The 25,475-nt window shown below is 67.9% G+C and carries 9 protein-coding genes; 5 read left to right on the top strand and 4 right to left on the bottom strand.

Going from position 1 to position 25,475, the window contains the following annotated elements:
• Window positions 1-420: 420 nt before the first annotated feature.
• From HWW87_RS26370 to HWW87_RS26360, 3 genes are all read left to right on the top strand, one after another.
• Window positions 421-11,505, top strand: a complete 11,085-nt coding sequence (locus HWW87_RS26370) for a YadA-like family protein (RefSeq protein ID WP_347879302.1) — start codon at window positions 421-423, stop codon at window positions 11,503-11,505.
• An 86-nt stretch (window positions 11,506-11,591) separates the two neighbouring features.
• On the top strand, window positions 11,592-12,311 hold the full coding sequence (locus tag HWW87_RS26365; RefSeq protein ID WP_175822761.1) for an OmpA family protein: 720 nt from the start codon (window positions 11,592-11,594) through the stop codon (window positions 12,309-12,311).
• Window positions 12,312-12,603: 292 nt separating this feature from the next.
• Window positions 12,604-13,320 carry a response regulator transcription factor gene (locus tag HWW87_RS26360; protein WP_175822850.1) on the top strand — a complete coding sequence of 239 codons (717 nt, stop codon included), beginning with the start codon at window positions 12,604-12,606 and terminating at the stop codon, window positions 13,318-13,320.
• Window positions 13,321-13,465: 145 nt separating this feature from the next.
• Here the strand turns inward: HWW87_RS26360 and HWW87_RS26355 are convergent, their stop codons facing one another.
• From HWW87_RS26355 to HWW87_RS26340, 4 genes are all read right to left on the bottom strand, one after another.
• The gene (locus HWW87_RS26355; protein WP_175822760.1) at window positions 13,466-14,155 is read right to left on the bottom strand and encodes a response regulator transcription factor; all 690 of its coding nucleotides are present in this window, start codon (window positions 14,153-14,155) and stop codon (window positions 13,466-13,468) included.
• 232 nt (window positions 14,156-14,387) lie between these two features.
• Window positions 14,388-18,791, bottom strand: coding sequence for a YadA-like family protein (locus tag HWW87_RS26350; protein ID WP_175822759.1), 4,404 nt, complete (start codon window positions 18,789-18,791; stop codon window positions 14,388-14,390).
• Window positions 18,792-18,991: 200 nt separating this feature from the next.
• Window positions 18,992-22,030 (bottom strand): hybrid sensor histidine kinase/response regulator, encoded by a 3,039-nt coding sequence (locus HWW87_RS26345; protein WP_244107342.1) that lies wholly within the window; start codon window positions 22,028-22,030, stop codon window positions 18,992-18,994.
• Between the two features lie 139 nt (window positions 22,031-22,169).
• The gene (locus HWW87_RS26340) at window positions 22,170-22,961 is read right to left on the bottom strand and encodes a winged helix-turn-helix domain-containing protein (protein WP_244107341.1); all 792 of its coding nucleotides are present in this window, start codon (window positions 22,959-22,961) and stop codon (window positions 22,170-22,172) included.
• A gap of 389 nt (window positions 22,962-23,350) precedes the next feature.
• On the opposite strand from HWW87_RS26340, the gene HWW87_RS26335 reads away from it, so the two are divergent.
• Entirely contained in the window at window positions 23,351-24,793 is a 1,443-nt protein-coding gene (locus HWW87_RS26335; RefSeq protein ID WP_175822757.1) for an ATP-binding protein, read from the top strand.
• On the top strand, window positions 24,790-25,434 hold the full coding sequence (locus tag HWW87_RS26330; RefSeq protein WP_175822756.1) for a response regulator: 645 nt from the start codon (window positions 24,790-24,792) through the stop codon (window positions 25,432-25,434). Before HWW87_RS26335 ends, HWW87_RS26330 begins: the two co-directional genes overlap by 4 nt.
• The last annotated feature ends 41 nt before the right edge of the window (window positions 25,435-25,475 follow it).

Raw genomic sequence — 25,475 nt, 5'->3', positions numbered from 1 at the left:
AACACCGGTGAATCAATGCGCAAATCGGGAGACGCGCGCGGCGCGTGCGGCAAGCGCCGCCGCGAGGCCGGGACGCGGACGATATCCGCGAGCCATGCTGATGGCAACGCCATGCGATGCCGGCTCGGGGAACGGGAAAATTATCGGGATAGCGGACGGGCCTGTATGTAGGGCAGTCCGAAACACTCGCGCGCGATGGGTAGGACCAGTCCTACTCGTGCAATCGGCGGCGCGCTGCGTATATAAGGCCCGGGACGCGGATGTGTCAAACGGAATCGATCAAGAGAATGGTGCGTCGGGCCGTGTTTGACACGGCTGATTGTCAAGCAACGTTATGTTAGGACCAGGCCTACAAAATAATTGCTATCGCGTCCAGCCGTCTGATTATCGAAATGACAGGCGATCAATACATTGGCATCTGTGGACGAGGTTCGTCCTTCCCACTTCTCTTCTACAGGGGCTATCAACGTGAACAAGTCTTATCGGACCGTCTGGAACGCGACGACGGGCACATGGGCGGCGGCGCCCGAAACGGCGCGGATGCGCACGAAATCGAAATCGAATACGGCGATGCGTTCGTCGGTGACGGCGGCGGTCGCGGTGATGGCCGGGGTGGGTGGCGGGACCGTGTCTGTCGATGCGATGGCACAGGCGACCGGTGGGGGCCTCAATTTGTGCTCGACCACAACCGCGGCGAACGGAGTGAGATACGGGCAAACCTTTGGTGCGCTGAGTAACACGGTAAGTGCGAACTGTGGGCCTATCAATACCGGCCTGCCTACGTATCAGGGGCATGCGCCGTCTTTTGTCCTGGGCAACAATGCCAATACGAACGGTGCCGCCGGCTCGACGCCTACGGCGTCCGTCATGGGCAGCACCGACGGCCATCTGGTCCTGTACGGCCAGAACGGCGTTCACGTCAGCGGCCCGGCCGATTTCAACAACAACGTCAACATGACGAACCACCGCATCACGGGGCTGGCCGCGGGTACCGCCGGCACCGATGCGGTCAACCTCAATCAGTTGAATTCGGCGATTGCGAACGCAGCGACGGCAAGCAATCCGTATGTGGCGATCAGTACAGGAGCGTCTGCGGCGGCGACTGCTGCGCGGGCAGGCAACAGCGCGACCGCAGTCGGCGCGAACGCGAATGCGGCCGGTGTTGCGGCTGCGGCGTTCGGTGGCAATACGGTAGCGAGTGGGGACGGGGCCGCCGCATTCGGCACGGGGGCCAGTGCAGTGGGTGCGAACGCCGTCGCGCTGGGCCGAAGCACGAGCACCAGCGGCACTTTTGGCACCGCCATTGGCTACGGCGCGAATGCCACAACCAACGCCGCAGCGATCGGCGTATTGGCGAACGCCGCGTCGGCGTCGAGCGTCGCGCTGGGCGAGCGGGCAAGCGCAACGGGCGCAACATCGACCGCGCTTGGTCGTGGTACGCAGGCTACCGGTGCGAATGCCGTCGCGCTCGGCGCGAATTCGGTTGCCGATCGGAACAATTCAGTCTCGGTAGGCTCAGCTTCGCTGCAACGACAGATCACGAATTTGGCAGCGGGTACGGCAAACACGGACGCCGTGAACCTCGGGCAGATGAATACGGCGCTTTCGACGAAGGTCGACAACACGTACTTCAAGGTCAACAGCACGGCAGCAGGCTCGGTTGTCACCTCGGCGAATTCGATTGCGATCGGACCGGGTGCCTCTGCTACGCCAGCTGGGTCGGTCGGTTCCAACTCGATCGCGATCGGTAATGGCGCGGCGGCTGGTGGGACCGACTCGATCATGATCGGCACGAATGCTCGCCATTCCGGGTCGGGTGCGACGGTCGTCGGCGGAAATGCCAGTGCGATGGGCGGAGGAGCTGGTACGGCATTCGGGGCGAACAGCTCGGCTGCCGGATATTCGAGTATGGCGTTGGGTGCGGGCACGCTCGCGAGCGGTCGAAATTCCGTCGCCTTGGGGACCGGCAGCATTGCCGACGCTGAAGATACCGTATCCGTCGGCTCGACGGCGGTACAGCGGCGCATCGTGAACCTGGCCGCCGGTACGGGCGCGACCGACGCGGTCAACGTGAGCCAGCTGACGGGTGTGACGAAGGCGCTCGGCGGCGGCGCAGCGGTGGGGGCGGACGGTGGCATTACGAACCCGACCTACAACGTTGGCGGAACCGATTATCACAACGTCGGCGACGCGCTCGATGCGCTTGCGTCGAGCGGTATCGGCAATCCCAATGCGGTTATCTACGACGATGCGACCAAGAGCACCGTGACGCTGGGCGGCACGGGTGCGGCGGCGCCTGTCGCGCTGAAGAACGTCGCCGACGCGAAGGACGATCACGATGCGTTGAATCTCGGTCAGCTGAAGGACACGGGTCTGGTCGGCGACGACGGCGCTGGCAACCTGACGTCGCTCGCGGTGACGTACGACGGCGCGACGAAGGACAGCGTGACGCTGGGCGGCGCAGGCGCGACTACGCCGGTTGCTATCCATAACGTAGCGGATGGCGTGCTTGCAGCCGACAGCAAGGATGCTGTGAATGGCTCGCAACTGTTCGCGACGAACACGCGCGTGGGCGACCTCGAAGATTCGCTGGCGAAGGGCGGTGTAATCGATCCGGTAACCGGCGAGTCGCTGGCCGTGGTGTACGACAGCAACGCAAAGGACACCGTGACGCTGGCGGGCACGGGCGGCACGACGCTGTCGAACGTGAAGGCTGGCGTGGCCGATATGGACGCGGTGAACGTCTCGCAACTGAAGGGCTCGGGCCTGATCGGCGACGACGGCAAGGCAATTGCCGCGGTCACGTACGACCGCAACGCGGACGGCACGCCGAACTACGGCACGGTAACGCTCGGCAACGGCGCAGGCCCGACGCAACTGAAGAACGTCGCGGATGCGACGGATGATCACGATGCACTGAACCTCGGTCAGTTGAAGGACACAGGTCTGGTGGGCGATGACGGCTCGGGCAACCTGACGTCGATGGCGGTGACGTACGACGGCGCAGCACGTGACAAGGTCACGCTGGCCGGCGTGGACGGCACGACGCTGTCGAACGTGAAGGCGGGTGTCGCCGACATGGACGCCGTAAACGTCTCGCAACTGAAGGGCTCGGGTCTGATCGGCGACGACGGCAAGTCGATCGCCGCGGTCACGTACGACCGCAATGCAGATGGCACGCCGAACTACGGTTCGGTGACGCTGGGCAACGGTGCAGGTCCGACGCAAGTCAAGAACGTCGCGGATGCGACGGACGATCACGACGCCCTTAACCTCGGTCAGCTGAAGGACGCGGGCCTGGTCGGCGACGACGGCGCAGGCAACCTGACGTCGATGGCGGTGACGTATGACGGCACGGCACGCGACAAGGTCACGCTGGCGGGTGTCGATGGCACGACGCTGTCGAACGTGAAGGCTGGCGTGGCCGATATGGACGCGGTGAACGTCTCGCAACTGAAGGGCTCGGGCCTGATCGGCGACGACGGCAAGGCAATTGCCGCGGTCACGTACGACCGCAACGCAGACGGCACGCCGAACTACGGCACGGTAACGCTGGGCAACGGCGCCGGTCCGACGCAACTCAAGAACGTCGCGGATGCGACGGACGATCACGACGCACTGAACCTCGGTCAGCTGAAGGACACAGGTCTGGTCGGCGACGACGGTTCGGGCAATCTCACGTCGCTCGCGGTGACGTATGACGGTGCAGCGAAGGACAGCGTGACGCTGGGCGGTGCGGGCGCAACCGCACCGGTTGCTATCCATAACGTAGCGGATGGCGTGCTTGCAGCCGACAGCAAGGATGCTGTGAACGGCTCGCAGTTGTTCGCAACGAACACCCGCGTAGGCGACCTCGAAGATTCGCTGGCGAAGGGCGGCGTGATCGATCCGGTCACGGGCGAGTCGCTGGCCGTGGTTTACGACAGCAACGCGAAGGACACCGTTACGCTGAAGGGCACGGACGGTACGACGCTGTCGAACGTGAAGGCCGGCGTGGCCGACATGGACGCCGTGAACGTCTCGCAACTGAAGGGCTCGGGCCTGATCGGAGACGACGGCAAGTCGATCGCCGCGGTGACGTACGACCGTAACACGGACGGCACGGCGAACTACGGCACGGTAACGCTTGGCAACGGCGCAGGCCCGACGCAGATCAAGAACGTCGCGACGGGTGTCGACGACGCGGACGCAGTCAACGTCAAGCAGCTGAACACCGGTCTGTCGGATCTGGAAGATCGAATCGTCGGCGCCGATCTGCGCTTCGTCAAGGTCAACGCCGACCCGGTCGCGGGCACGCCCGCGCTGGCAACCGGCGCGCTGGCGGTCGCCATCGGCGCTGGCGCACAGGGCGCAGGCGCGAACTCGCTCGCGCTCGGCAGCGGCGCACGCGTGTCCGGCGCCGGTTCGGTCGCGATCGGCTACAACTCGGTCGCGAACCAGAACAACGTCGTGTCGGTCGGCAGCGTGGGTAACGAGCGCCGAATCGTCAACGTGGCGGACGGCGACGTTGCATTCCAGAGCACGGATGCGGTCAACGGCGGCCAGCTGTACGCGGCGCTGAACGATCTGTCGACGTCCGTCAGTTCGAAGACGCAGCAGGCCATCGACAGCTTCTCGTCGGCGCTCGACGAGAAGACGAAGGCCGCGATCAACGAGATGAATACGCATGCGATTCAGCCGATGGACGTCACCGATCCGCTGGTCGCGGTCGAGGGTGTGCGCGGCGACAACCTGGCCTCGCTGAACGGCGCGGATCCCGCTACGGCAACGGCGGCGGCGATCGGTTCGTCGACGGCCGCGAGCGGTGCCAACGCAGTCGCGGTCGGTCTGCAAAACGTCGCGGGTTCCGACAATTCGGTTGCGATCGGCAGCTTTGCGCAAACGGGCGCTGGCCAGGCGTATTCGGTCGCGATGGGTTCGAACGTGCAGACGAACGGCACGCAAGCCGTCGCGATGGGCGCGAATACCGAGGCGAACGCGGACTACGCGGTTGCGATCGGCAACAACGGTGCGCAGGCGATCGGCACGGGTTCGGTCGCGCTCGGTAGCGGTGCGAACGTGCGGGCGGGATCGACGAATGCGATCGCGGTCGGTACCGGTGCGAACGTCGCTCGCAGCATCCAGGGCGCGATCGCGCTCGGCGCGGGTACGACGGCTACGGCGGCGGGCGGTATCGCGCTCGGCGAGAACGCGCTCGCGAATCGCGCGAATGCACTGTCGATCGGCCGCGCAGGCGCGGAACGCCAGATCGTCAACGTCGCGGCTGGCACGCAAGCGACCGATGCGGTGAACGTGAGCCAGCTGACGGGCGTGACGAATGCGCTCGGTGGCGGCGCGGCGGTTGGTGCGAACGGCAGCATCACGAATCCGACCTATAGCGTGGGCGGCAACGATTACCACAATGTCGGCGACGCACTGGATGCGCTCGCGGCAAGTGGCATCGGCGATCCGAATGCGGTGACGTACGACGATGCAACGAAGGGCGCCGTGACGCTGGGCGGCACGGGGGCGACCGCGCCTGTCGCGCTGAAGAACGTCGCTGACGCGAAGGACGATCATGACGCACTGAACCTCGGTCAGTTGAAGGATGCAGGCCTGGTCGGCGACAACGGTTCGGGCAACCTGACGTCGCTGGCCGTGACGTACGACGATGCGGCGAAGGACAGCGTGACGCTGGGTGGTGCGGGCGCGACCACGCCAGTGGCGCTGCACAACGTGGCGGACGGCGTTCTGTCGGCGACGAGCAAGGACGCGGTGAACGGTTCGCAACTGTTCACGACGAACCAGAACCTCGGCGACCTGAAGGATTCGCTGGAGAAGGGCGGCGTGATCGACCCGACCACGGGCGAATCGCTGGCGGTGGTGTATGACGGCGCGGCGAAGGACACGGTCACGCTGGGCGGCGCGGGCGCAACGACGCCGGTGGCGCTGAAGAACGTCGCGGACGCGAAGGACGACGGCGATGCGCTGAACCTGGGCCAGTTGAAGAACGCGGGCCTGGTTGGTGACGACGGCTCGGGCAACCTGACGTCGATGGCGGTGACGTACGACGGCACGGCACGCGACAAGGTCACGCTGGCGGGTGTCGACGGCACGACGCTGTCGAACGTGAAGGCCGGTGTGGCGGACATGGACGCGGTGAACGTTTCGCAGCTGAAGGACGCGGGCCTGATCGATCCGTCGACGGGCAAGCCGATCGCGGCGGTGACGTACGACCGTAACGCGGACGGCACGCCGAACTATGGCTCGGTGACGCTGGGCAACGGCACGGGTCCGACGCAACTCAAGAACGTCGCCGACGCGACGGACGACGGCGACGCGCTGAACCTCGGCCAGTTGAAGGATGCAGGGCTGGTCGGCGACGACGGCGCGGGCAACCTGACGTCGATGGCAGTGACGTACGACGGCGCGGCGAAGGACAGCGTGACGCTGGGTGGCGCGGGTGCGACCACGCCGGTGGCGCTGCACAACGTGGCGGACGGCGTGCTCGCGGCAGACAGCAAGGACGCGGTGAACGGCTCGCAATTGTTCACGACGAACCAGAACCTCGGCGACCTGAAGGATTCGCTGGAGAAGGGCGGCGTGATCGACCCGACGACGGGCGAATCGCTGGCCGTGGTGTACGACAACGCGACGAAGAACAGCGTGACGCTGGGCAACGCCGGCGTGCCGGTCGCGATCCACAACGTCGCAGCCGGTGCGGTGAACGCAACGAGCAACGATGCGGTCAACGGCTCGCAGCTGTTCACGGTGTCGAAGAGCGTCGCGGACAAGATCGGCGGCGGCGCGGGCGTCGGCGCGGATGGTTCGCTCACCGACCCGACGTACTCGGTCGGCGGCCAGGACTACCACAGCGTGGGCGACGCCCTCGGTGCGCTCGACAAGAACAGCGCCGGCAATCCGTTGGCCGTGGCATACGACAGCGCGGCGAAGGACACGGTGACGCTGGGCGGCGCGGGCGCAACGACGCCGGTCGCGCTGAAGAACGTCGCGGACGCGAAGGACGACGGCGACGCGCTGAACCTCGGCCAGTTGAAGAACGCCGGCCTGGTGGGTGACGACGGCGCGGGCAACCTGACGTCGATGGCGGTGACGTACGACGGCGCGGTACGTGACACGGTGACGCTGGCCGGCGTGGACGGCACGACGCTGACGAACGTGAAGGCGGGCGCGGTGACGGCCACCAGCATGGACGCGATCAACGGTGCGCAGCTGCACGGCACGGCGCAGAGCGTCGCCGATTCGCTGGGCGGCGGCTCGACGGTGGGCGCGGACGGCAAGGTGACGAACCCGACGTACTCGCTGGCCGACCCGACGGATGCGTCGAAGTCGAAGGACTACAGCAACGTGGGTGACGCGCTGTCGAACCTCGACGGCCGTACTGTGACGAACACGGAAAACATCACCGTGATCAGCAAGCAACTGGGCGACTCGGGTCTGGTCGATCCGGTGACGGGTCAGTCGATAGCGGCGGTGACGTACGACCGCAATGCTGACGGCACGCCGAACCTCGGTTCGGTGACGCTGGGCGGCGCGGGCGCGACGGCTCCGGTGGCGCTGAAGAACGTTGCTGACGGTGCGGACCGTCACGATGCGATCAACCTCGGCCAGTTGCAGGACGCGGGCCTGGTTGCGCCGGTCGATCCGACCAACCCGGGTGCGGGCCTGACGTCGCTGGCCGTCGCGTACGACGACGTGGCGAAGGATGTCGTCACGCTGAAGGGCGCGGATGGCACGACGCTGTCGAACGTGAAGGCGGGTGTGGCCGACATGGACGCGGTGAACGTGAGCCAGTTGAAGGACTCGGGCCTGATCGGCGACGACGGCAAGGCGATCTCGGCTGTGACGTACGACAGCGCGGCGAAGGACGCCGTGACGCTGGGCGGCGCGGGTGCAACGACGCCGGTGGCGCTGAAGAACGTCGCGGATGCGAAGGACGACGGCGACGCGCTGAACCTCGGCCAGCTGAAGAACGCGGGCCTGGTCGGCGACGACGGCGCGGGTAACCTGACGTCGATGGCGGTGACGTACGACGGCGCGGCACGCGACAAGGTGACGCTGGCCGGCGTGGACGGCACGACGTTGTCGAACCTGAAGGCGGGCGTGGCCGACATGGACGCGGTGAACGTGAGCCAGCTGAAGGGCTCGGGTCTGATCGGCGACGACGGCAAGGCGATTGCCGCGGTGACGTACGACCGCCTCGCGGACGGCACGCCGAACTACGGTTCGGTGACGCTGGGCAACGGCACGGGTCCGACGCAGCTGAAGAACGTCGCCGATGCGACCGACAACGGTGACGCATTGAACCTCGGTCAGTTGAAGAACGCCGGCCTGGTGGGTGACGATGGCGCGGGCAACCTGACGTCGATGGCGGTGACGTACGACGGCGCGGCACGCGACACGGTGACGCTGGCCGGCACGAACGGCACGACGCTGGCGAACGTGAAGGCCGGTGTGGCCGACATGGACGCGGTGAACGTGAGCCAGCTGAAGGGCTCGGGTCTCATCGGCGATGACGGCAAGGCGATTGCCGCGGTGACGTACGACCGCAACGCGGACGGCACGCCGAACATGGGTTCGGTGACGCTGGGCGGCGCGGGCGCAACGGCTCCGGTGGCGCTGAAGAACGTCGCCGACGGTACGGACCGTCACGATGCGATCAACCTCGGCCAGTTGCAGGATGCGGGCCTGGTTGCGCCGGTCGATCCGACCAACCCGGGTGCGGGCCTGACCTCGACGGCGGTCACGTACGACAAGGCCGCCGACGGTTCGGCCAACTTCGACCAGATCACGCTGAAGGGCGCGGATGGCACGACGCTGACGAACGTGAAGGCAGGCGCGGTGACGGCCACCAGCACGGACGCGATCAACGGTGCGCAGCTGCACGGCATGGCGCAGAGCGTCGCCGATTCGCTGGGTGGTGGCTCGACGGTGGGCGCGGACGGCAAGGTGACGAACCCGACGTACTCGCTGGCCGACCCGACGGATGCGTCGAAGTCGAAGGAATACAGCAACGTGGGTGATGCGCTGTCGAACCTCGACGGCCGTACGTCGACGAACACGGAAAACATCACCGTGATCAGCAAGCAACTGGGCGACTCGGGTCTGGTCGATCCGGTGACGGGCCAGTCGATCGCGGCGGTGACGTACGACCGTAATGCCGACGGCACGCCGAACCGCGGTTCGGTGACGCTGGGCGGCGCGGGCGCAACGACGCCGGTCGCACTGAAGAACGTCGCCGACGGCACGGATCGCAACGACGCGATCAACCTCGGCCAGTTGCAGGACGCGGGCCTGGTGGCGCCGGTCGATCCGACGAACCCGGGCAAGGGGCTGACGTCGCTCGCGGTGGCATACGACAGCGCGACGCAGGATGTCGTCACGCTGAAGGGCACGGACGGCACGACGCTGACGAACGTGAAGGCGGGCGCGGTCACGGCCACCAGCACGGACGCGATCAACGGTGCGCAGCTGCACGGCACGGCGCAGAGCGTCGCCGATTCGCTGGGCGGCGGCTCGACGGTCGGCGCGGACGGCAAGGTGACGAACCCGACGTACTCGCTGGCCGATCCGGCGGATGCATCGAAGTCGGTCGCGTACAACAACGTGGGTGACGCACTGTCGAACCTCGATGGCCGCACGACGACGAACACGGAAAACATCACCGTGATCAGCAAACAACTGGGCGACTCCGGTCTGGTCGATCCGGTGACGGGCCAGTCGATCGCGGCGGTGACGTACGACCGCAATGCCGACGGCACGCCGAACCGCGGTTCGGTGACGCTGGGCGGCGCGGGCGCAACGGCTCCGGTCGCACTGAAGAACGTCGCGGACGGTACGGATCGTCACGACGCGATCAACCTGGGTCAGCTGCAGGACGCAGGCCTGGTGGCGCCGGTCGATCCGACCAACCCGGGTGCGGGTCTGGCTTCGCTTGCGGTGACGTATGGCAAGAACGCCGACGGTTCGGCGAACTTCGACAAGGTCACGCTCGCCGGCGCGAACGGCACGACAATCACGAACGTGAAGGCAGGCGCGGTATCGGCCACCAGCACGGACGCGATCAACGGTTCGCAACTGCACGGCGTGTCGCAGAGCGTCGCGAAGTCGCTCGGCGGCGGTGCGGCTGTCGACGCGGACGGCAACGTGACGAACCCGTCGTACAAGGTCAGCGACAAGACGTTCGACAACGTCGGCGATGCGATCGAGAACATCTCGAACAGCCTCGTCCACGGCTCGATCGGCCTGGTCCAGCAGGACGATACGACGCGCGACATCACGGTCGCGAAGGATACGGACGGCACGACCGTGAACTTCGCGGGCACGGCGGGCAACCGCGTGCTGACCGGCGTGGCAGCGGGTGCGGTGAACGCGACGAGCGTCGACGCGATCAACGGCTCGCAACTGCACGGCACCGCGCAAAGCGTGGCGGACGTGATCGGCGGCGGCACGACGGTCGATACCGACGGCAAGCTCGCGGATACGTCGATCGAGGTGAACGGCAGCAAGTACAAGACCGTGGCCGAAGCAGTGCAGGCCGCAGCCGCGTACGGTGCGACCGATTCGCTCGCGGTGCGTTACGACCTGAACGGCGACGGCACGCCGAACTACGGTTCGGTGACGCTGGGCGGCACGGGCGCGGCGCCGGTGCGACTGACGAACGTGGCGGACGGCGCGAGCCAGTACGACGCGGTGAACTTCGGCCAGTTGAGCGAGCTGAGCGACCGTATCGGCGGTCTCGACGGCCGTGTCGGCGCGCTCGAGCAGCAGCCCCCGGGCAGCGGTGGTCCGGGCGACGGTGGCTCGGGTAACGAGTACTTCGCCGGCACCGATGTTGGCACCGGCAGCACGACGCCGGCCAACGCGGGCAGCGGCACGGGCAACACGGCCGCCGGCTCGGGTGCGACGATCGGCACGGGCGCGAACAACGCCACGGTGATCGGTTCGAACGCGGGCGCGTCGCAGAGCAACGGTGTCGCGATCGGCTCCGGCGCGAAGAGCGCGGCCGAAGGCGCCACGGCGATCGGCAGCGGCTCGAACGCATCGGGCAATCAGTCGGTCGCGATCGGCTCGGGCGCGAACGCGTCGGGTTCGAACTCGGTTGCGCTGGGCGCCGGCTCGACGGCGTACAGCGACGACACGGTGTCGGTCGGCTCGATCGACCGGACCCGCACGATCTCGAACGTGTCGGATGGTGTGAACGCGACCGACGTCGCGACGAAGGGGCAGCTCGACCGGGCCATGGGCGGCATGCAGGGCCAGGTCAACGACCTGTCGCGTAACGCGTACTCGGGTATCGCCGCGGCCACCGCGCTGACGATGATTCCGGGCGTCGATCCGGGCAAGACGATCTCGTTCGGTATCGGCGGCGCGACCTACAAGGGCTATCAGGCCGTGGCGTTCGGCGGCGAAGCCCGCATCACGCAGAACCTGAAGATGAAGGCCGGCGTGGGTATGTCGAGCGGCGGCAATACGGTCGGCGTGGGCGCTTCGTATCAGTGGTAACACGCAGGGCGGGGCAGTTTGCCCCGCCCGCCCTGACCTTCCTCATTCAACTTTTTACGCGTCCGCCTCCAGGCGGACGTTTCATCATGACCATGAAAACCTTGTTGTTGCGCGCCGCGTCGATCGGCGCGATCGCGATGGCGCTCGGTGCGTGTACGACGCAATCGGGCCTCACCTACGACATCCACGCGGTGTCGATTCCCGGCAAGCCGGACAACGTGTTCCGCGTGAGCTGCGACGGGCTGCTGGGCAGCGCGAACGCGTGCGCCCGTGCGGCGGAGGAGTTCTGCCAGGGGCAAGGCTTCACGCCGCTCGAAATGATCGACCGCGTGTACAGCCGTGCGCCGAAGAAGGATCCGCGCGAGATCACCTTCCTGTGCGGCAAGCCGCAGCCGGTCGTTCAGGCCCCGCAGCCGGTCGCACAACCGCAGCCGCAACCGCGGCCGGCCCAGATCCCGCAGCGCCAGGTGCTGCTGCAGGGCGACGCGAACTTCGCGCTCGACAGCGCGGTGCTCACGCCGCAGGCGCGCGACAATCTCGACCGTTTCATCGAGATCAACCGCGGCGTCGAATTCCGCCGCGTGACCGTCACCGGCTTCACCGATTCGACGGGCAGCGCGACGCACAACCTCGCGCTGTCGGCTTCGCGCGCGCGCAACGCGATGAACTACCTGAGCGCCAACGGCCTGAAAGCGCAGTCGTTCGTGTCGCAGGGCCAGGGTGCGGCCGAGCCGGTCGCGTCCAACGCGACGGCGGAAGGCCGCGCGCAGAACCGCCGTGTCGAGGTCCGGATCGATGCGCAGTAACGCGTAACGAACGCTGTTCCACCGATGCGCGCGGGGCGGCGATCGGCCCTGAGCCGATGAAAGCTGCGCCCGTCCCGCCATGCACCCGAAACCGCCCGCTCGTCACGAGCCGGCGGTTTTTTTATCGCGCCGCACCATCCGGAGGCCGCCACCGGCCGGGGCGATGGCTGATGCCCCCGGTTTCATGCGAAGATAGCGCCCAATTACGATCCACGACGCCGCGATGCGCGCCGTTAGCCGCCAGCCGCGCGGCGATCCGGCCGCGACGATTGCCGCGCAAATCTGGACGACTATGGGAAGCTATCAGATACGTGTGGTACTGGCCGACGATCATCCGGCGATGCTCGCCGGTGTCGAGCACGGCCTGTCGTCGGTGCCGACGATCCAGTTGACCGGCAAGGCCGTCAATTCGACCGAGCTGATCAAGCTGCTCGATGCCGGCGCGTGCGATGTCGCGGTGTCCGACTATGCGATGCCGGGCAGCGCGCACGGCGACGGCATCACGCTGTTCTCCTACCTGCAGCGGCACTATCCGGCGGTCAAGCTGGTCGTCCTGACCATGCTCGACAACCCGGCCGTGGTCGGGTCGCTGACACGCCTCGGCATTACCTGCATCGTCAGCAAGTCCGACACGGTCGATCACCTGATCCCCGCGATTCACGCGGCCGCCACCGGCGGCACCTATTACTCGCCGTCGGTCGAGAAGGTCGTGCGCACCCTCACGTCGCATTCGAGCGCGCGGGCGGCCGACCAGAAGCGCGATTTGAGCGAGCGCGAGCTCGAGGTCGTGCGGCACTACGCGTCGGGCCTGACCGTCAACGAAATCGCCGACAAACTGAGCCGCAGCAAGAAGACCATCAGCACGCAGAAGGCGCGCGCGATGGAAAAGCTCGGGATCGAGAAGGACATCGACCTGCTGCGCTATGCGATCGAGCACGGGATCGTCGCCGCATCGGGCAGCGAAGGGCGGGGCGGGGAAGAGGAAGAAGGCGGGGCTGCGCCGGTTTGACGACGCCGGCTGCGTACGGGCGTGCGCAGCCGCCGCCATGCGGCGAACCGGATGGCGGATGGGGGAGCGGGGCGTGTGAGCTACCTCGCGCCGGCGCCTCGCGGGCGCCGGCCGGTTCAATTCATCGATTCATGTCTTCGGCGTTTCATTTCGCCTCGCCGGCCGCATGCGCCGGCGCATAACCGTAGTCGGTCACCAGCCCGCACGAAATCGCATAACGGACGAGATCGACGTCGCGCTCGATGCCGAGCTTCTGCATCGCCGAACTCTTTTGCGTGCTGATCGTCTTCTTGCTGCGGCTCAGTTTTTCGGCAATCTCGTTCACCGACAATCCGGACGCAAACAGCCGGATCACTTCCACCTCGCGCACGGACAACGCGGGCGCCTTGCCGCTCAGGCTCCCCGCATGGCGCAGGATCCGGTCCATCGAAGGCGACAGATAGCGTCCGCTCGTATAGGCCGCGTGGATCGCCATCGTCAGGTGGTTCGGCAAGTCCGACTTGCTGACGATGCAGGCGATGCCGAGATCGATCAGCGCGCGCAGCGCCACCGTGTTCTCCATCATCGTCATCACGACGATCTTCAGGCCGGGGTGGCGCTTGAAGATCGTCGTGAACAGCGCGAGGCCGTCGCCGTAATCGCTGCCCGGCATCGCGTAGTCCGATACGAGCACGTCGCACGGATATTTCGCGAGCGCTTCCATCAGTTCCGTCGAGTTGTGCGCGGTCGCGACGACCGAGATGGTGTTCGTCGCGGACAGTTCGTAGCGGGCGCCGATGACGACCGCCGGATGGTCGTCGGCGATCACGATGCGGATGGGAAAGGTTCTGTTCATGGTTTCTTACGCGTTGCGTCGTGCCTGGCGGCACGCGCTCGGCGTCGTTGATGCGGGGTGGGGCCGGCACGGGGTGCGATCGGTCGCGGCGAAACAGCTGGCCGGACGCGATCCCGTCGCGCCGACGGCCGGTGGCGACTCCGATGAATCGCCACTGGCCGTCGGCCGAAAAGCGGAAGGGATCGCTCCCTTCCGCTTCGGGTCGACGCTCCGCTTGCGCGGGGCCGTCCGGTCAGAACTCGTAGCCGACCTGGGCGCGTACACCCACATCACCGACCGACGTGATCGACGTCGCGCCGTTCACGAGCCAGTTGCCGTTGCGCGACCGGTAGGTGGCGCCGGCAGCGATCGCCGAGCCGCTCTTGAAGTTCGCGGCGCCGACTGCCACCACCGTCTTGCCCGGCTGCGACGGCGTCATGTTCGGCATCGCCATCGCGGCCGCGATACCGGCGTACGCGTTCTTCGCGACGTCGTTGATCGCGCGGTTCGTGTCGTTGAAGCGTGCGTCGACCGATTCCATCGCACGATCGAGCTGACCCTTCGTCGCCGCGTCGGATGCGTTGATGCCGTCCGCGATGTTGACGAGCCGGCGGTTGCCTTCTTCCGTGCCGTTGCCGAACGACACCGTGTTGGCTTCCGTTGCGACCGAGCCTTGACCGATCGCGACCGAGCCGCTGCCGGTGGCCGATGCGCCCTGGCCGAGTGCCGAGCCGTTCTCGCCCGAAGCCACCGAGCCTTGACCGATCGCCGAGCCGTTGTTGCCCGATGCGACCGCGCCCTGGCCGACCGCCGACGCGTTCTCGCCCGATGCCAGCGAGCCCTGGCCGATTGCAGAGCTGTTCTCGCCCGACGCGACCGCGCCTTCGCCGACGACCGTCGAGCCGTCGCCCGTTCCCGGGCCGCCCGTGCCCGGGTTGGCTTCGAGATCGCCGAGGCGGTCGGACAGATCGCCGAAGCGGCTCGACAGGTCGCCGAGCTGGCCGCTCAGGTCGCCGTACTGCTTCGCGAACTGCTCCTGCAGGTCGAACAGCTGGCTGCCGTTGACGGCGTCCATGCTCGTCGCGCTGATCTCGCCGGCCGCCACGCGTTGCAGCTTCGTGCCGAAGGTGCCGGCGAACGTCACGGTGTCGAAATTGAGGCCCGAGTCGTAGGTGACCGCGCCGACTTCCTTGCCGGTGTAGTCGATCAGGCCGGTCGCGCGGAGCTGCGATACCGTCACGACATCGTCGTCGCCCACGCCGTTTGCGACGCCGGACAACACGCGTGCGCCACCCGTGCCGGCGAAGTTCACCGACGTGCCGCCGGTCGTTGCGCCGACCGTGATCATGCCGGTCGACGGGTTCTGCTGAACGAGGCCGAGTTCGCCGCTTTCGAGCTGCTCGGAGAGCTTCTTGATCCCGCCTTCGTTGCTCGTCACGCGCCCGTCGAGGTTGGTCACGACGTCGCCGACCGAGTTGACGATCCGGGTGCCGCCGCTACCGTCGCCGACCGTGAAGCTCGGCGCGGAGATCGACCCGTCCGGGTTCACCGTTGCGCCGCCGCCGATGGCCGATGCGACGCTGTCCGACACGCCATGCAGCTGCGAACCGTTGACGGCTTCGGTGCTGGTTGCCGACACGTCGCCTGCGGCGACGCCCGTGAGCGTGCGCGCGCCGGTCTTGCTGCTGAAGTTCACGGCGTTGCCGCCGGTGTTCGCGCCGACCGTGATGTCGTCGGTCGGATTGGCCTGCTGGACGAGGCCGACCGTACCGCTGCCGAGATCGTCGGCGAGCTTCTTGATGTCGCCTTCGTTGTTCGTCACGCGGCCGTCGATATTGGTCACGACGTCGCCGACCGAGTTGACGATCTTCGTGCCGCCGCTGCCGTCGCCGACCGTGAAGCTCGGTGCGGAGATCGAACCGTCCGGGTTCACCGATGCGCCGCCGCCGATCGCCGATGCAACGCTGTTGGACACGCCGTGCAGTTGCGAACCGTTCACGGCTTCGTTGCTCGCGGCCGATACGTCGCCCGCAGCGATGCCCGTGAGCTTGCGTGCGCCGGCCGTGCCGGTGAAGTCGACCGCGCGGCCGTCGGTGTTCGCGCCGACGGTGATGTCGTCACCCTTGGCGGCTTGCTGGACGAGACCGACCGTGCCGCTGCCGAGTTGCTCGCTCAGGTCCTTGATGTTGCCTTCGTTGTTCGTCACGCGACCGTCGAGGTTGGTCACGACGTCGCCGACCGAGTTGACGATCTTCGTGCCGCCGCTGCCGTCGCCGACGGTGAAGCTCGGCGCGGAGATCGAACCGTCCGGGTTCACCGATGCACCGCCGCCGATGGCCGCCGCGACGCTGTTCGACACGCCGTGCAGTTGCGAACCGTTGACGGCTTCGTTGCTCGCGGCCGACACGTCGCCCGCAGCGATGCCCGTGAGCTTGCGTGCGCCGGTCTTGCTGCTGAAGTTCACGGCGTTGCCGTCGGTGTTTGCGCCGACCGTGATGTCGTCGCCCGGGTTCGCCTGCTGGACGAGGCCGAGCGTGCCGCTGCCGATGTCGTCGGCCAGCTTCTTGATGTCGCCTTCGTTGGTCGTCGTACGGCCGTCGAGGTTGGTCACGACGTCGCCGACCGAGTTGACGACCTTCGTGCCGCCGCTGCCGTCGCCGACGGTGAAGGACGGTGCGGAGATCGAACCGTCCGGGTTCACGATCGCGCCGCCGCCGATCGCCGACGCGACGCTGTCCGACACGCCGTGCAGTTGCGCGCCGTTGACGGCTTCGGTGCTGGATGCCGACACGTCACCCGCCGCGACGCCCGTGAGCTTGCGAGCGCCGGCCGTGCCGGCGAAGTTCACGGCGTTGCCGTCGGTGTTCGCGCCGACGGTGATGTCTGCGCCTGCGCCGGCCTGCTGGACGAGGCCGAGCGTGCCGCTGCCGAGGTCGTCGGCGAGCTTCTTGATGTCGCCTTCGTTGCTCGTCACACGGCCGTCGAGATTGGTCACGACATCGCCGACCGAGTTGACGACCTTCGTGCCGCCGCTGCCGTCGCCGACGGTGAAGCTCGGCGCGGAGATCGAGCCGTCCGGGTTCACGGATGCGCCGCCGCCGATTGCCGACGCGACGCTGTTCGACACGCCGTGCAGTTGCGCGCCGTTGACGGCGTCGGCACTGGCAGCAGAAATGTCGCCCGCCGCGACGCCCGTCAGCTTGCGAGCGCCGGCCGTGCCGGTGAAGTTGACCGCGCCGCCGTCGGTGTTCGCGCCGACCGTGAGGTCTGCGCCCGCGGCCGCCTGCTGGACGAGGCCGAGCGTGCCGCTCGACAGTTCGCCCAGCTTGCCGTTGATCGTCGAGATCTCGGTGGTGTGCGTCGCGATATTCGTGTTCGCGGTCGACAGGCCGCTTTGAAGCGATGCGACTTGCGAGTTCGTCGTCGACAGCGCCGTGTTGGTCGTGGCGAGCGTCGTGTTGGTGGTCGACAGTTCGGCGTTCGTCGCGGCGATCGCGGCGTTCGTGGTCGACAGGCCGGTATTCATCTGGCCGACGTTGACGGCGTCCGTGTCCGCGGTGCCGTCTGCGATGCCCGACAGCTTGCGCGAGCCGGCCGTGCCGGCGAAGTTGACCGCGCCGCCGTCGGTGTTCGCGCCGACCGTGAGGTCGTCGCCCGCGTTCGCCTGCTGGACGAGGCCGACGGTACCGCTCGACAGTTCGTTCAGCTTGTCGTTGAGCGTCGTGATCTCGCTGGTGTGCGTCGCGATATTCGTGTTCGCGGTCGACAGGCCGCTTTGGAGCGACGCGACGTGCGAGTTCGTCGTCGACAGGGCCGTGTTGGTCGCGGCAAGCGTGGTGTTGGTCGTCGAAAGGGTGGCATTCGTCGTCGAAAGCGACGCATTGGTCGTCGACAATGCCGAATTCGTGGCTGCAATCGATGCGTTCGTGGTCGACAGGCCGGCGTTCATCTGGCCGACGTTCACGGCGTCAGTGTCTTGCGTGCCGGCGGCCACGTTCACGATCTGGCGGGTAAATGTGTTCCCGTCGATATTGGGTACACCGGCGCCCACGGACACAGTGTTCTCGCGATCGGCCACGGACCCCATTCCCAAGGCGACGGAGTTTCGGGCACTGGCACTGGAGATCGTGCCGATCGCGATCGAACCTGTTGCTCCGCTCGTTACGATCGCACCTCGACCGGCTTGCGTGGCGCCGCCAATCGCGACGCCGTAACTCGCCGACGCTGTGGAGTTGGCGCCAAGTGCAGTTGAAGCACCGGCGGTGGCGGCCGTCGCCGTGTTATTGCCGATTGCGACGGATTGCGGGCCGTCCGCCGTTGCGCCGGGGCCGGCTTGATACGCGTTCGTGCCAAGCATGATGCCGATGCCGCTGCTGGTCGTGCTCATGCTTTTCGCTTCGGCCGGCCCGGAAGTGCGCGTGGCAACGCACGTTGCGCCGTCTGCGACATAGCCTGCCTCGCAGGTGGGCGTCGCGTCGGAGCTGATCTGATCGTCGGCGATCGCGCTGGCAGAGACGCTGCCGATCATTGCGCCTGCGAGTACGCAGACAGCGACCGATACACGGCACGAGCCCTTGCGCTTCCTCGTCGCCGTTTCGGCCGCCGCCGTCCAGGTCTGGGTTGCAGCGTTCCATACGTTGCGATAAGTCTTGTTCATTGCCCTACTCCTTTCAGTTTGTCAGGTCACAAACCGATGGTAGGGATCAGCCTCGTCCTAATCAGTCGTCCCTGGCTGATTCGAGATAGCGGCTGTGTAGGCCCAGTCCTACACGCGTGAAGCGGCCTTGCGGGCGAACGCCGCAAGACCATGGGAGAAGGGGGGCAGAGACAGGCCGGCGAGCGCCGGCCGAGCCGTATTCAGGCCGGCGGGGCCTGCGTCGTGCGCCGTTGCAGCGCGTCGCGTGCGAGGCCTTCTGCCTCCGCCAGCCGCGCATCGAACGCCGTCAGGTCGGCGCCGTGCACGATGGCTTGCAGGTCGCCGATCGCGTCGGCCACCGCGTGCTCGTGGATCGTCGCGAACGCGCCGCGCAACGCATGCAGTTCATGTCGCAGCACGCCGATGTCGTCGCGTGCGAGCGCATCGCGAATCGCGGCAAGCGCTTTCGTCAGGCTCGCTTCGAGCAGCGCATGCACGTCCGGCGGCAGCGGCCCTTCCGCGAGATCGACGAGAGCGCGCCGCGCCGGCGCCCGCCCGGCGACGGCATGTGCATACCGCCGCACGGTCCGGTCGATCGTGTCGAGCAGCACCGGCTTCACCAGCACCGCGACGATCCCCGCTTCCGCACAGCGCGCATGCTCGGCCGCGCTCGCATGCGCGGTGACGGCGACCACCGGCAGCGCCGGATACTGCGCACGCAGCACGCGCGCGAGCGTGTAGCCGTCCATGCCCGGCATGTTCAGGTCGGTCATCACGAGGTCGTAGCGCGTGTCCGTGCAGCGCCGCAGCGCCGCCGCCCCTTCCTCGGCCGCATCCGCCGCATAGCCGAGCGTGACGAGCTGCCCCTGCAGCAACGTGCGGTTCACCGGATGATCGTCGACCACCAGCACGCGCGCGGTGACGGCCGGCAGCAGCGCGGCATCGTCGGCCTGCGCGGCGGCGTGTTCGGCCACCTGCGCGTCGGTGGCTGCCGGCAGCGGCAGCGTGACGACGAAGGTGCTGCCCTTGCCCGGCTCGCTCTTCACGTCGACCGCGCCGTGCATCATCTGCGCCAGCTGCTTCGTCAGCGCGAGCCCGAGGCCCGTGCCGCCGTAACGCCGCGTGATCGACGTGTCGGCCTGCGTGAACGGGCGGAACAGCGCCGCGCGCTGCGTGTCGGTCATCCCGATGCCCGTATCGCTGACGCCGATCGCGATCGGCGAAGCGGGGTTCGTGTCGTCGCGCAGATAGATCTCGAGCGTGACTTCGCCGTGGTTGGTGAACTTGATCGCGTTGCCGAGCAGGTTCGCGGCGATCTGCCGGATGCGCGTCGGATCGCCGAGATAGCGCGACGCCAGCGCATCGTCGACGAACACGTCGAACTGCAAGCCCTTCGCTGCCGCGAGCGGCTCGAACATCGCGCCGGTCTGCCGGATCGTCTCGGCGAGATCGAACGGAATCGCCTCGATCGTCATCTGGCCGGCCTCGATCTTCGACAGGTCGAGGATGTCGTTGATCAGGTCGAGCAGCACCGACGACGCGCCTTCGACCGTCTGCAGCCGCTCGCGCTGTGTCGTGGCGAGCGGCTCGCGGCCGATCAGTTCGAGATTGCCGAGGATCGCGTTCAGCGGCGTGCGGATCTCGTGGCTCATCGTGGCGAGGAACGCGGATTTCGCGTTGTTCGCGGCGTCGGCGGCGCGCGCCGCTTCGTCGAGCCGGCGCTCGACGTTCTTCTGCGACGTGATGTCGGAGAAGTTGCACAGCACGACGTCCATGTCGTGGAAGCGCGTGCGCACGAGATTGACGAGCAGGTCGACGGTCTCGCCGCCGGCGATGGGCAGCGTCACGTGCAGATCGGGCTGCCACGCGGCGGCGGCAGGCGAGCGGTCGAAGCGTTCGAGCAGTCTCGCCGGTAATGAAGGTTCGCCCGCGCGGCGCGCGTCGTAGTCGCGCATCGTGTCGTTCTGCAGCAGCACCGCGCCGTCCGCGAGCGACAGCAGCGCGATGCCGGACGGCGCTGCTTCGACGATCGTCCGGTTCAGGTTCTCGCTGTCGATCACGCGCCGCGTGCGCGCGTCGTCGGGTTTCAGCACGCGGCGGTCGAATCGTACGAGCAGCCACCAGACGAGCGCGATCACCGCAAACATGATCGCGACGTACCAGCCCGCGCGCAGGCCGATCGTCGCGAGCAGCGAGCGCAGCGTGAACGCCTGCACGAGCGTCCAGTCGGTTTCGGCGATCGGCTGGCTCAGCGTGAACAGCCCGTCGCCGAACGCGGTGCGCGGCCCGCCGCGGCTGGCCGCATCACGCGCGCGTGCGCCGAGCCGTTCGATGGCCGCGCGCGTGGCATCGTCGTCGGCCGCGGTGCCGGCGCGCAGCAGCGTGCGCCCGTGCGCATCGACGACGATCGAGGCGTCGGACGTGTCGCCCGTCGACAGACGCGTGCGCAGCACGTCGACGGGCAGCGTCGACAGGAACACCGCGCGCGGCACCTGCAGGTCGTAGACGGCGCCGGCGACGCGGAACACGTCGCGCCGCTGCACGGGGTCGTAGACGGGCGGATGCCATTCGTATTGCCCGGGCGGCGGCGTCGCGATGCCGGCGGCGACCTGGGCGACGAGCGTGGCCGCATCGGTCGCGGGCGACGCGGTGAGCGGATCGGGGGGCACCGGTTCGGGGATGACGACCGCGAAGCTGCGGTCGGGGCGATACACGTAGCCCGCGATCGAGCGATCGGCATCGTGCTTCGCGACGTACGCGCCGACGCGATAGCTCATGTCGCTCGCCATCGCCAGATCGTGCGCGTAGCTGTCGGCCGGGTGCGCGGGCGACAGGTCGGCCAGCACGAGCGTCGGCGGGAAGGCCGGGCTGCCCTGGATGACCAGCCGGCCGCGGCCGGCCGCGAGCGCGGCGACGCGCGCCGGATCGGTCGCGCGCGCGTTCCACACGGCTTCGTCGTGCGTGACGAGCGTGTCCATGCCCGTCGTGCGCATCTTGAATTCGATCTGGACGAGGAACTGGCGTACCGCGAAGGTTGTATAGCGCGCCTGGATCGCTTCGCGCGCCATCGTATACAGCATCAGGCCGCTCGCGAGCAGGATCGCGACCGTCACGGCCGCGCCGCCGGCATACAGCAGCGCGCGCTGGCGACGGCCGACGCGGGTCGGCGCGGCGGACGCGTGCGCGGCGGCGGAGCGGGAGTGATCGGGTGCGGCGCGGTGGTCCATCGGGAGCGGGGCGGTCGGCCAGGGTGCCCCCATGATAATGGAGTCCGATCAGCGCGCAATGGGAGCTGTCAGGGTTGCGAGGGGCCGGCGAGTCGACCCGGCGACGGTCGTGCGCCGAACGACCTGCGACTGGCGACCGCGCGAGGCCCGCAGGATTCCGCTGCGCGGCCGGCTATTGCTGCACCGCTTCGTCCGCCGCAGGCTCCGCATCCGGCTCGCACGTGACGAGCCGATAGCCGAATCCGTACATCGTCATCATCCGCACGCCGTGCCGCCCGTCGAGTTCGAGCCGGTCGCGCAGGTACGCGACGTGCGTGTCGAGCCGCCGGCTGGAGGCCGCGACGAGCGAGCCCCACACGAGCTGGCTCACGTGCGCGCGGTCGAGCGCGCGGCCCATGTTCAGGAAGAACGCGGTCGCGATCTGGAAGTGCTTCTCGGTCAGCACGTGCTCGCGGCCGGCCACGTTCACGCTGCGCGTGGCCGTATCGAATTCGAACTGGCCGATCCGCCAATGGCGATGATGGATCGCACGATGATGGGACCAGCGCAGCCACGTCGCGATGCTGGCGATCAGCGTGTCCGGCGGCACGGTGTACGGCAGATGCTCGTTCGCGCCGGCGATGAAGCACGCGGAGCGCGCGAGATCCGCGTCGCGCTGGCTGATCGATACGATCGCCACGGTGCCGGCGAAACGCGCGCGCAGCGCACGGATCGCGTCCGTCGTGCGCCGGCAGGCCGTTTCGCATTGGATGATGAAGAGATCGAACGCACGCGTGTCGCAGCTCGCGAGCAGGTCGGGCAGGTACTCGAAGCGCGACGGCCGGTAGCCGGCGCGGCGCAGGATGTCGTCGATGCGCAGGCGGTCGTAGCCGTACCCGGCGCGACGCAGCCGATCGTCGAACGTGCCGCGGCTCGGATGGTCGATCGTCAGGATCGCGACGGCGGTGGAAGGGGCGTCGGTCACGATGCGGTCGCACCGTGCGTGCGCGAATGAGGAGAGGAGAGCGCGATCATGGCCGGACAGGTTCCGGGCAGGTAGCGGCGTGACGCCGTCCAAAAAAAGTCCCGCCGGGGGCGGCGGGAAAAGTATCGACTATGGAGCCTGTACTCCAGGAGGCAACGGAGAACAAGCAAGCCGATTCTGGTCGGTTCGGCGTGTGAAGAACATCAGCCCAGTCTGAAATTCACGCCGTGCAATCGGTGCCGCGGCGGTTTGGGACTGGGCTGACATCCGGCATAACCGGATTCGGACCACGGGCCGTGTCGATTTGCCGACAATGACGGCAACCCGGCGCTGGGTGCGGCAATCGTTTCGTGTTGCGCACCGGCGCGCTTTCCGGCTTGCCATCGAACATGAAACCGTCTTTCCGAATCGCCGCACTGGCCGCGTGGCTCGCACTGAGCCTCGCCGGCACCGCGTTCGTCATCTCGCGCGCCGTGTCCGACGCGTACGGCCGCTTCTTCCAGGATTCGAGCATCACGATCCGCCTGCTCGCGCAGAAGGCCGCGCAGCACGAGGCGATCCTCGCGACGCTCGGCGCGTCGTCGCTGGACGCGCCGCCCGCGCACATGCTCGACAACCTGCGCGAGCGGATGCCGCAGCTCGACGGGCTCGCCTACTGGCGGCCCGGCGCAGGGTGGCAGACCGACCGCGGGCCGGTTCCCGACGCGTTGCCGCAGCAGCGGCCCGGCAAGCCGTTCATGCTCGCGTTCGACGGCCCCGCCGCGTACTGGCTCATCGCCGGAACCGGCTGGGCCGTGCGCGTCGATCCGGGCCAGATGTTGCAGCCGGGTGATTGGTCGACGGCGATTTCATCGGCGGCGCTCGAGTTACGCGACCGCCGCGTCGAGCTGCTGCAGCGCGTGAGCGGCGACGCGACGCCGTTGTGGACGATGCATCTCGAGAAACATCTGCCCGCGCAGCCGCAGGCGTTCGTGCTGCGCACCACGCGCACGCTGACGGCCGCCGATTTGCCGTGGCTGCCGATCGCGCTGTGGAACGCGGTGGCGGCGCTGCTCGCGGCGGGTGCGCTCGGCGCGTGGCGGCTGCGCGAGGCGCGGCGGCGCGAGGATGCGCGTGCGCGCCTCGACCGCTTCGGCCGGCTCGACACCTTCGGCGAAATGGCGGCCGGCCTCGCGCACGAGCTGAATCAGCCGCTGGCCGCGATCGTCAGCCATACGCGTGCGGCCGAACGCATGCTCGATCAACCGGCCGAGCGCGACAGCGTGCGCCGCGCGCTGCAGACGAGCGTCGCGCAGGCGAAGCGCGCGGCGGCGATCCTGGAGCGCATGCGCGAAGCGGTAACCACCGCGCATGGCGGCGAGCGCCGCCCGCTCGATCCCGATGCGATCATGAACACGCTGCTGTTCCTGTACCGCGACGAATGCGCGCGCGAGCACATCGCGCTCGGCTGGCACAACGCGGCGGCGCGCGAGCGGCCGTTCGCCGAGCCGATCGCGGTCGAGCAGATCCTGCACAACCTGATCCAGAACGCGCGCGACGCGCTGGCCGGCGCCGGGGTTGGCGCGTCGCGCGGCGAGATCCGCATCAGCGGCGCGCGCGTCGGCCGGCATTACCGTTTCAGCGTGACCGACAACGGCCCCGGCGTGCCGGACGACGTGCTGCCGCGCCTGTTCGAACCGTTCTTCACGACGCGCGCGCGCGGGCTCGGTCTCGGGCTGCCGCTGTGCGACACGCTCGCGCAGCGGCAGGACGGCACGCTGACGGTGCGCAATCTGCCGTCGGGCGGGGTCGAGGCCGCGTTGCTGCTGCCGCTGGCCGGGGAGGGCGCATGAACGATTCGCTTCAACTGCATGCGGCGCGCGACGCGTCGGTGGTCGCGATCGTCGACGACGACGAAGCCGTGCGCGACGGCCTCGCGTTGCTGCTGCGCACGGTGGGCGTGGCGACGCGCTGCTACGCGGACGCATCGGCCTTTCTCGCCGATGCGGACGACGCGGCGCTCGGCTGCGTGCTGCTCGACATCCGGATGCCGGGGATGAGCGGCCTCGATGCGCTCGACGCGTTGCGCGCGCGCCGCGACCTGCCGGTGATCGTGATGACGGGCCACGGCAACGTCGACGCATGCCGGCGCGCGTTCAAGCGCGGCGCGCTCGATTTCCTGCGCAAGCCGGTGGACGACGACGAGCTGATCGACACGGTGCAGCAGGCGCTGCGCCGGCAGGCCGCGCAGCGCGGCCAGGACGACGCCGACCAGACCCGCGCGGCCCGCCTCGCGACGCTCAGCGCGCGCGAACGCGAGGTGCTGGACGGAATCGTGCGCGGCGGGAGCAACAAGGAGATCGCCCGCGAACTCGGGCTGTCGCCGCGCACCGTCGAGACCTATCGCGCGAACGTGTTCGACAAGCTGCAGGCCGCGTCGCTGGTCGAGCTCGTGCGCGACTATGCGGCGCTCGCGGGCGGCTCGCCTCCGTAGCGCTACGGAGGCGCAACCCGTAGCCGAACGGGTTCAACGAT

Source organism: Burkholderia sp. BCC0419 (genome assembly GCF_902830285.1).
Classification (GTDB): Bacteria; Pseudomonadota; Gammaproteobacteria; order Burkholderiales; family Burkholderiaceae; genus Burkholderia.
Note: the sequence above shows the minus strand (reverse complement) of the source record. Positions and strands in the feature narration are given on the sequence as shown.

Bases quoted from the DNA above. Each gene is read 5' to 3' on its own strand.
- HWW87_RS26330 (WP_175822756.1), top strand. From the start codon at position 24,790: ATGAACGATTCGCTTCAACTGCATGCGGCGCGCGACGCGTCGGTGGTC.
- HWW87_RS26365 (WP_175822761.1), top strand. From the start codon at position 11,592: ATGACCATGAAAACCTTGTTGTTGCGCGCCGCGTCGATCGGCGCGATC.
- HWW87_RS26335 (WP_175822757.1), top strand. From the start codon at position 23,351: ATGAAACCGTCTTTCCGAATCGCCGCACTGGCCGCGTGGCTCGCACTG.
- HWW87_RS26350 (WP_175822759.1), bottom strand. From the start codon at position 18,791: ATGAACAAGACTTATCGCAACGTATGGAACGCTGCAACCCAGACCTGG.
- HWW87_RS26355 (WP_175822760.1), bottom strand. From the start codon at position 14,155: ATGAACAGAACCTTTCCCATCCGCATCGTGATCGCCGACGACCATCCG.
- HWW87_RS26345 (WP_244107342.1), bottom strand. From the start codon at position 22,030: ATGGGGGCACCCTGGCCGACCGCCCCGCTCCCGATGGACCACCGCGCC.
- HWW87_RS26360 (WP_175822850.1), top strand. From the start codon at position 12,604: ATGGGAAGCTATCAGATACGTGTGGTACTGGCCGACGATCATCCGGCG.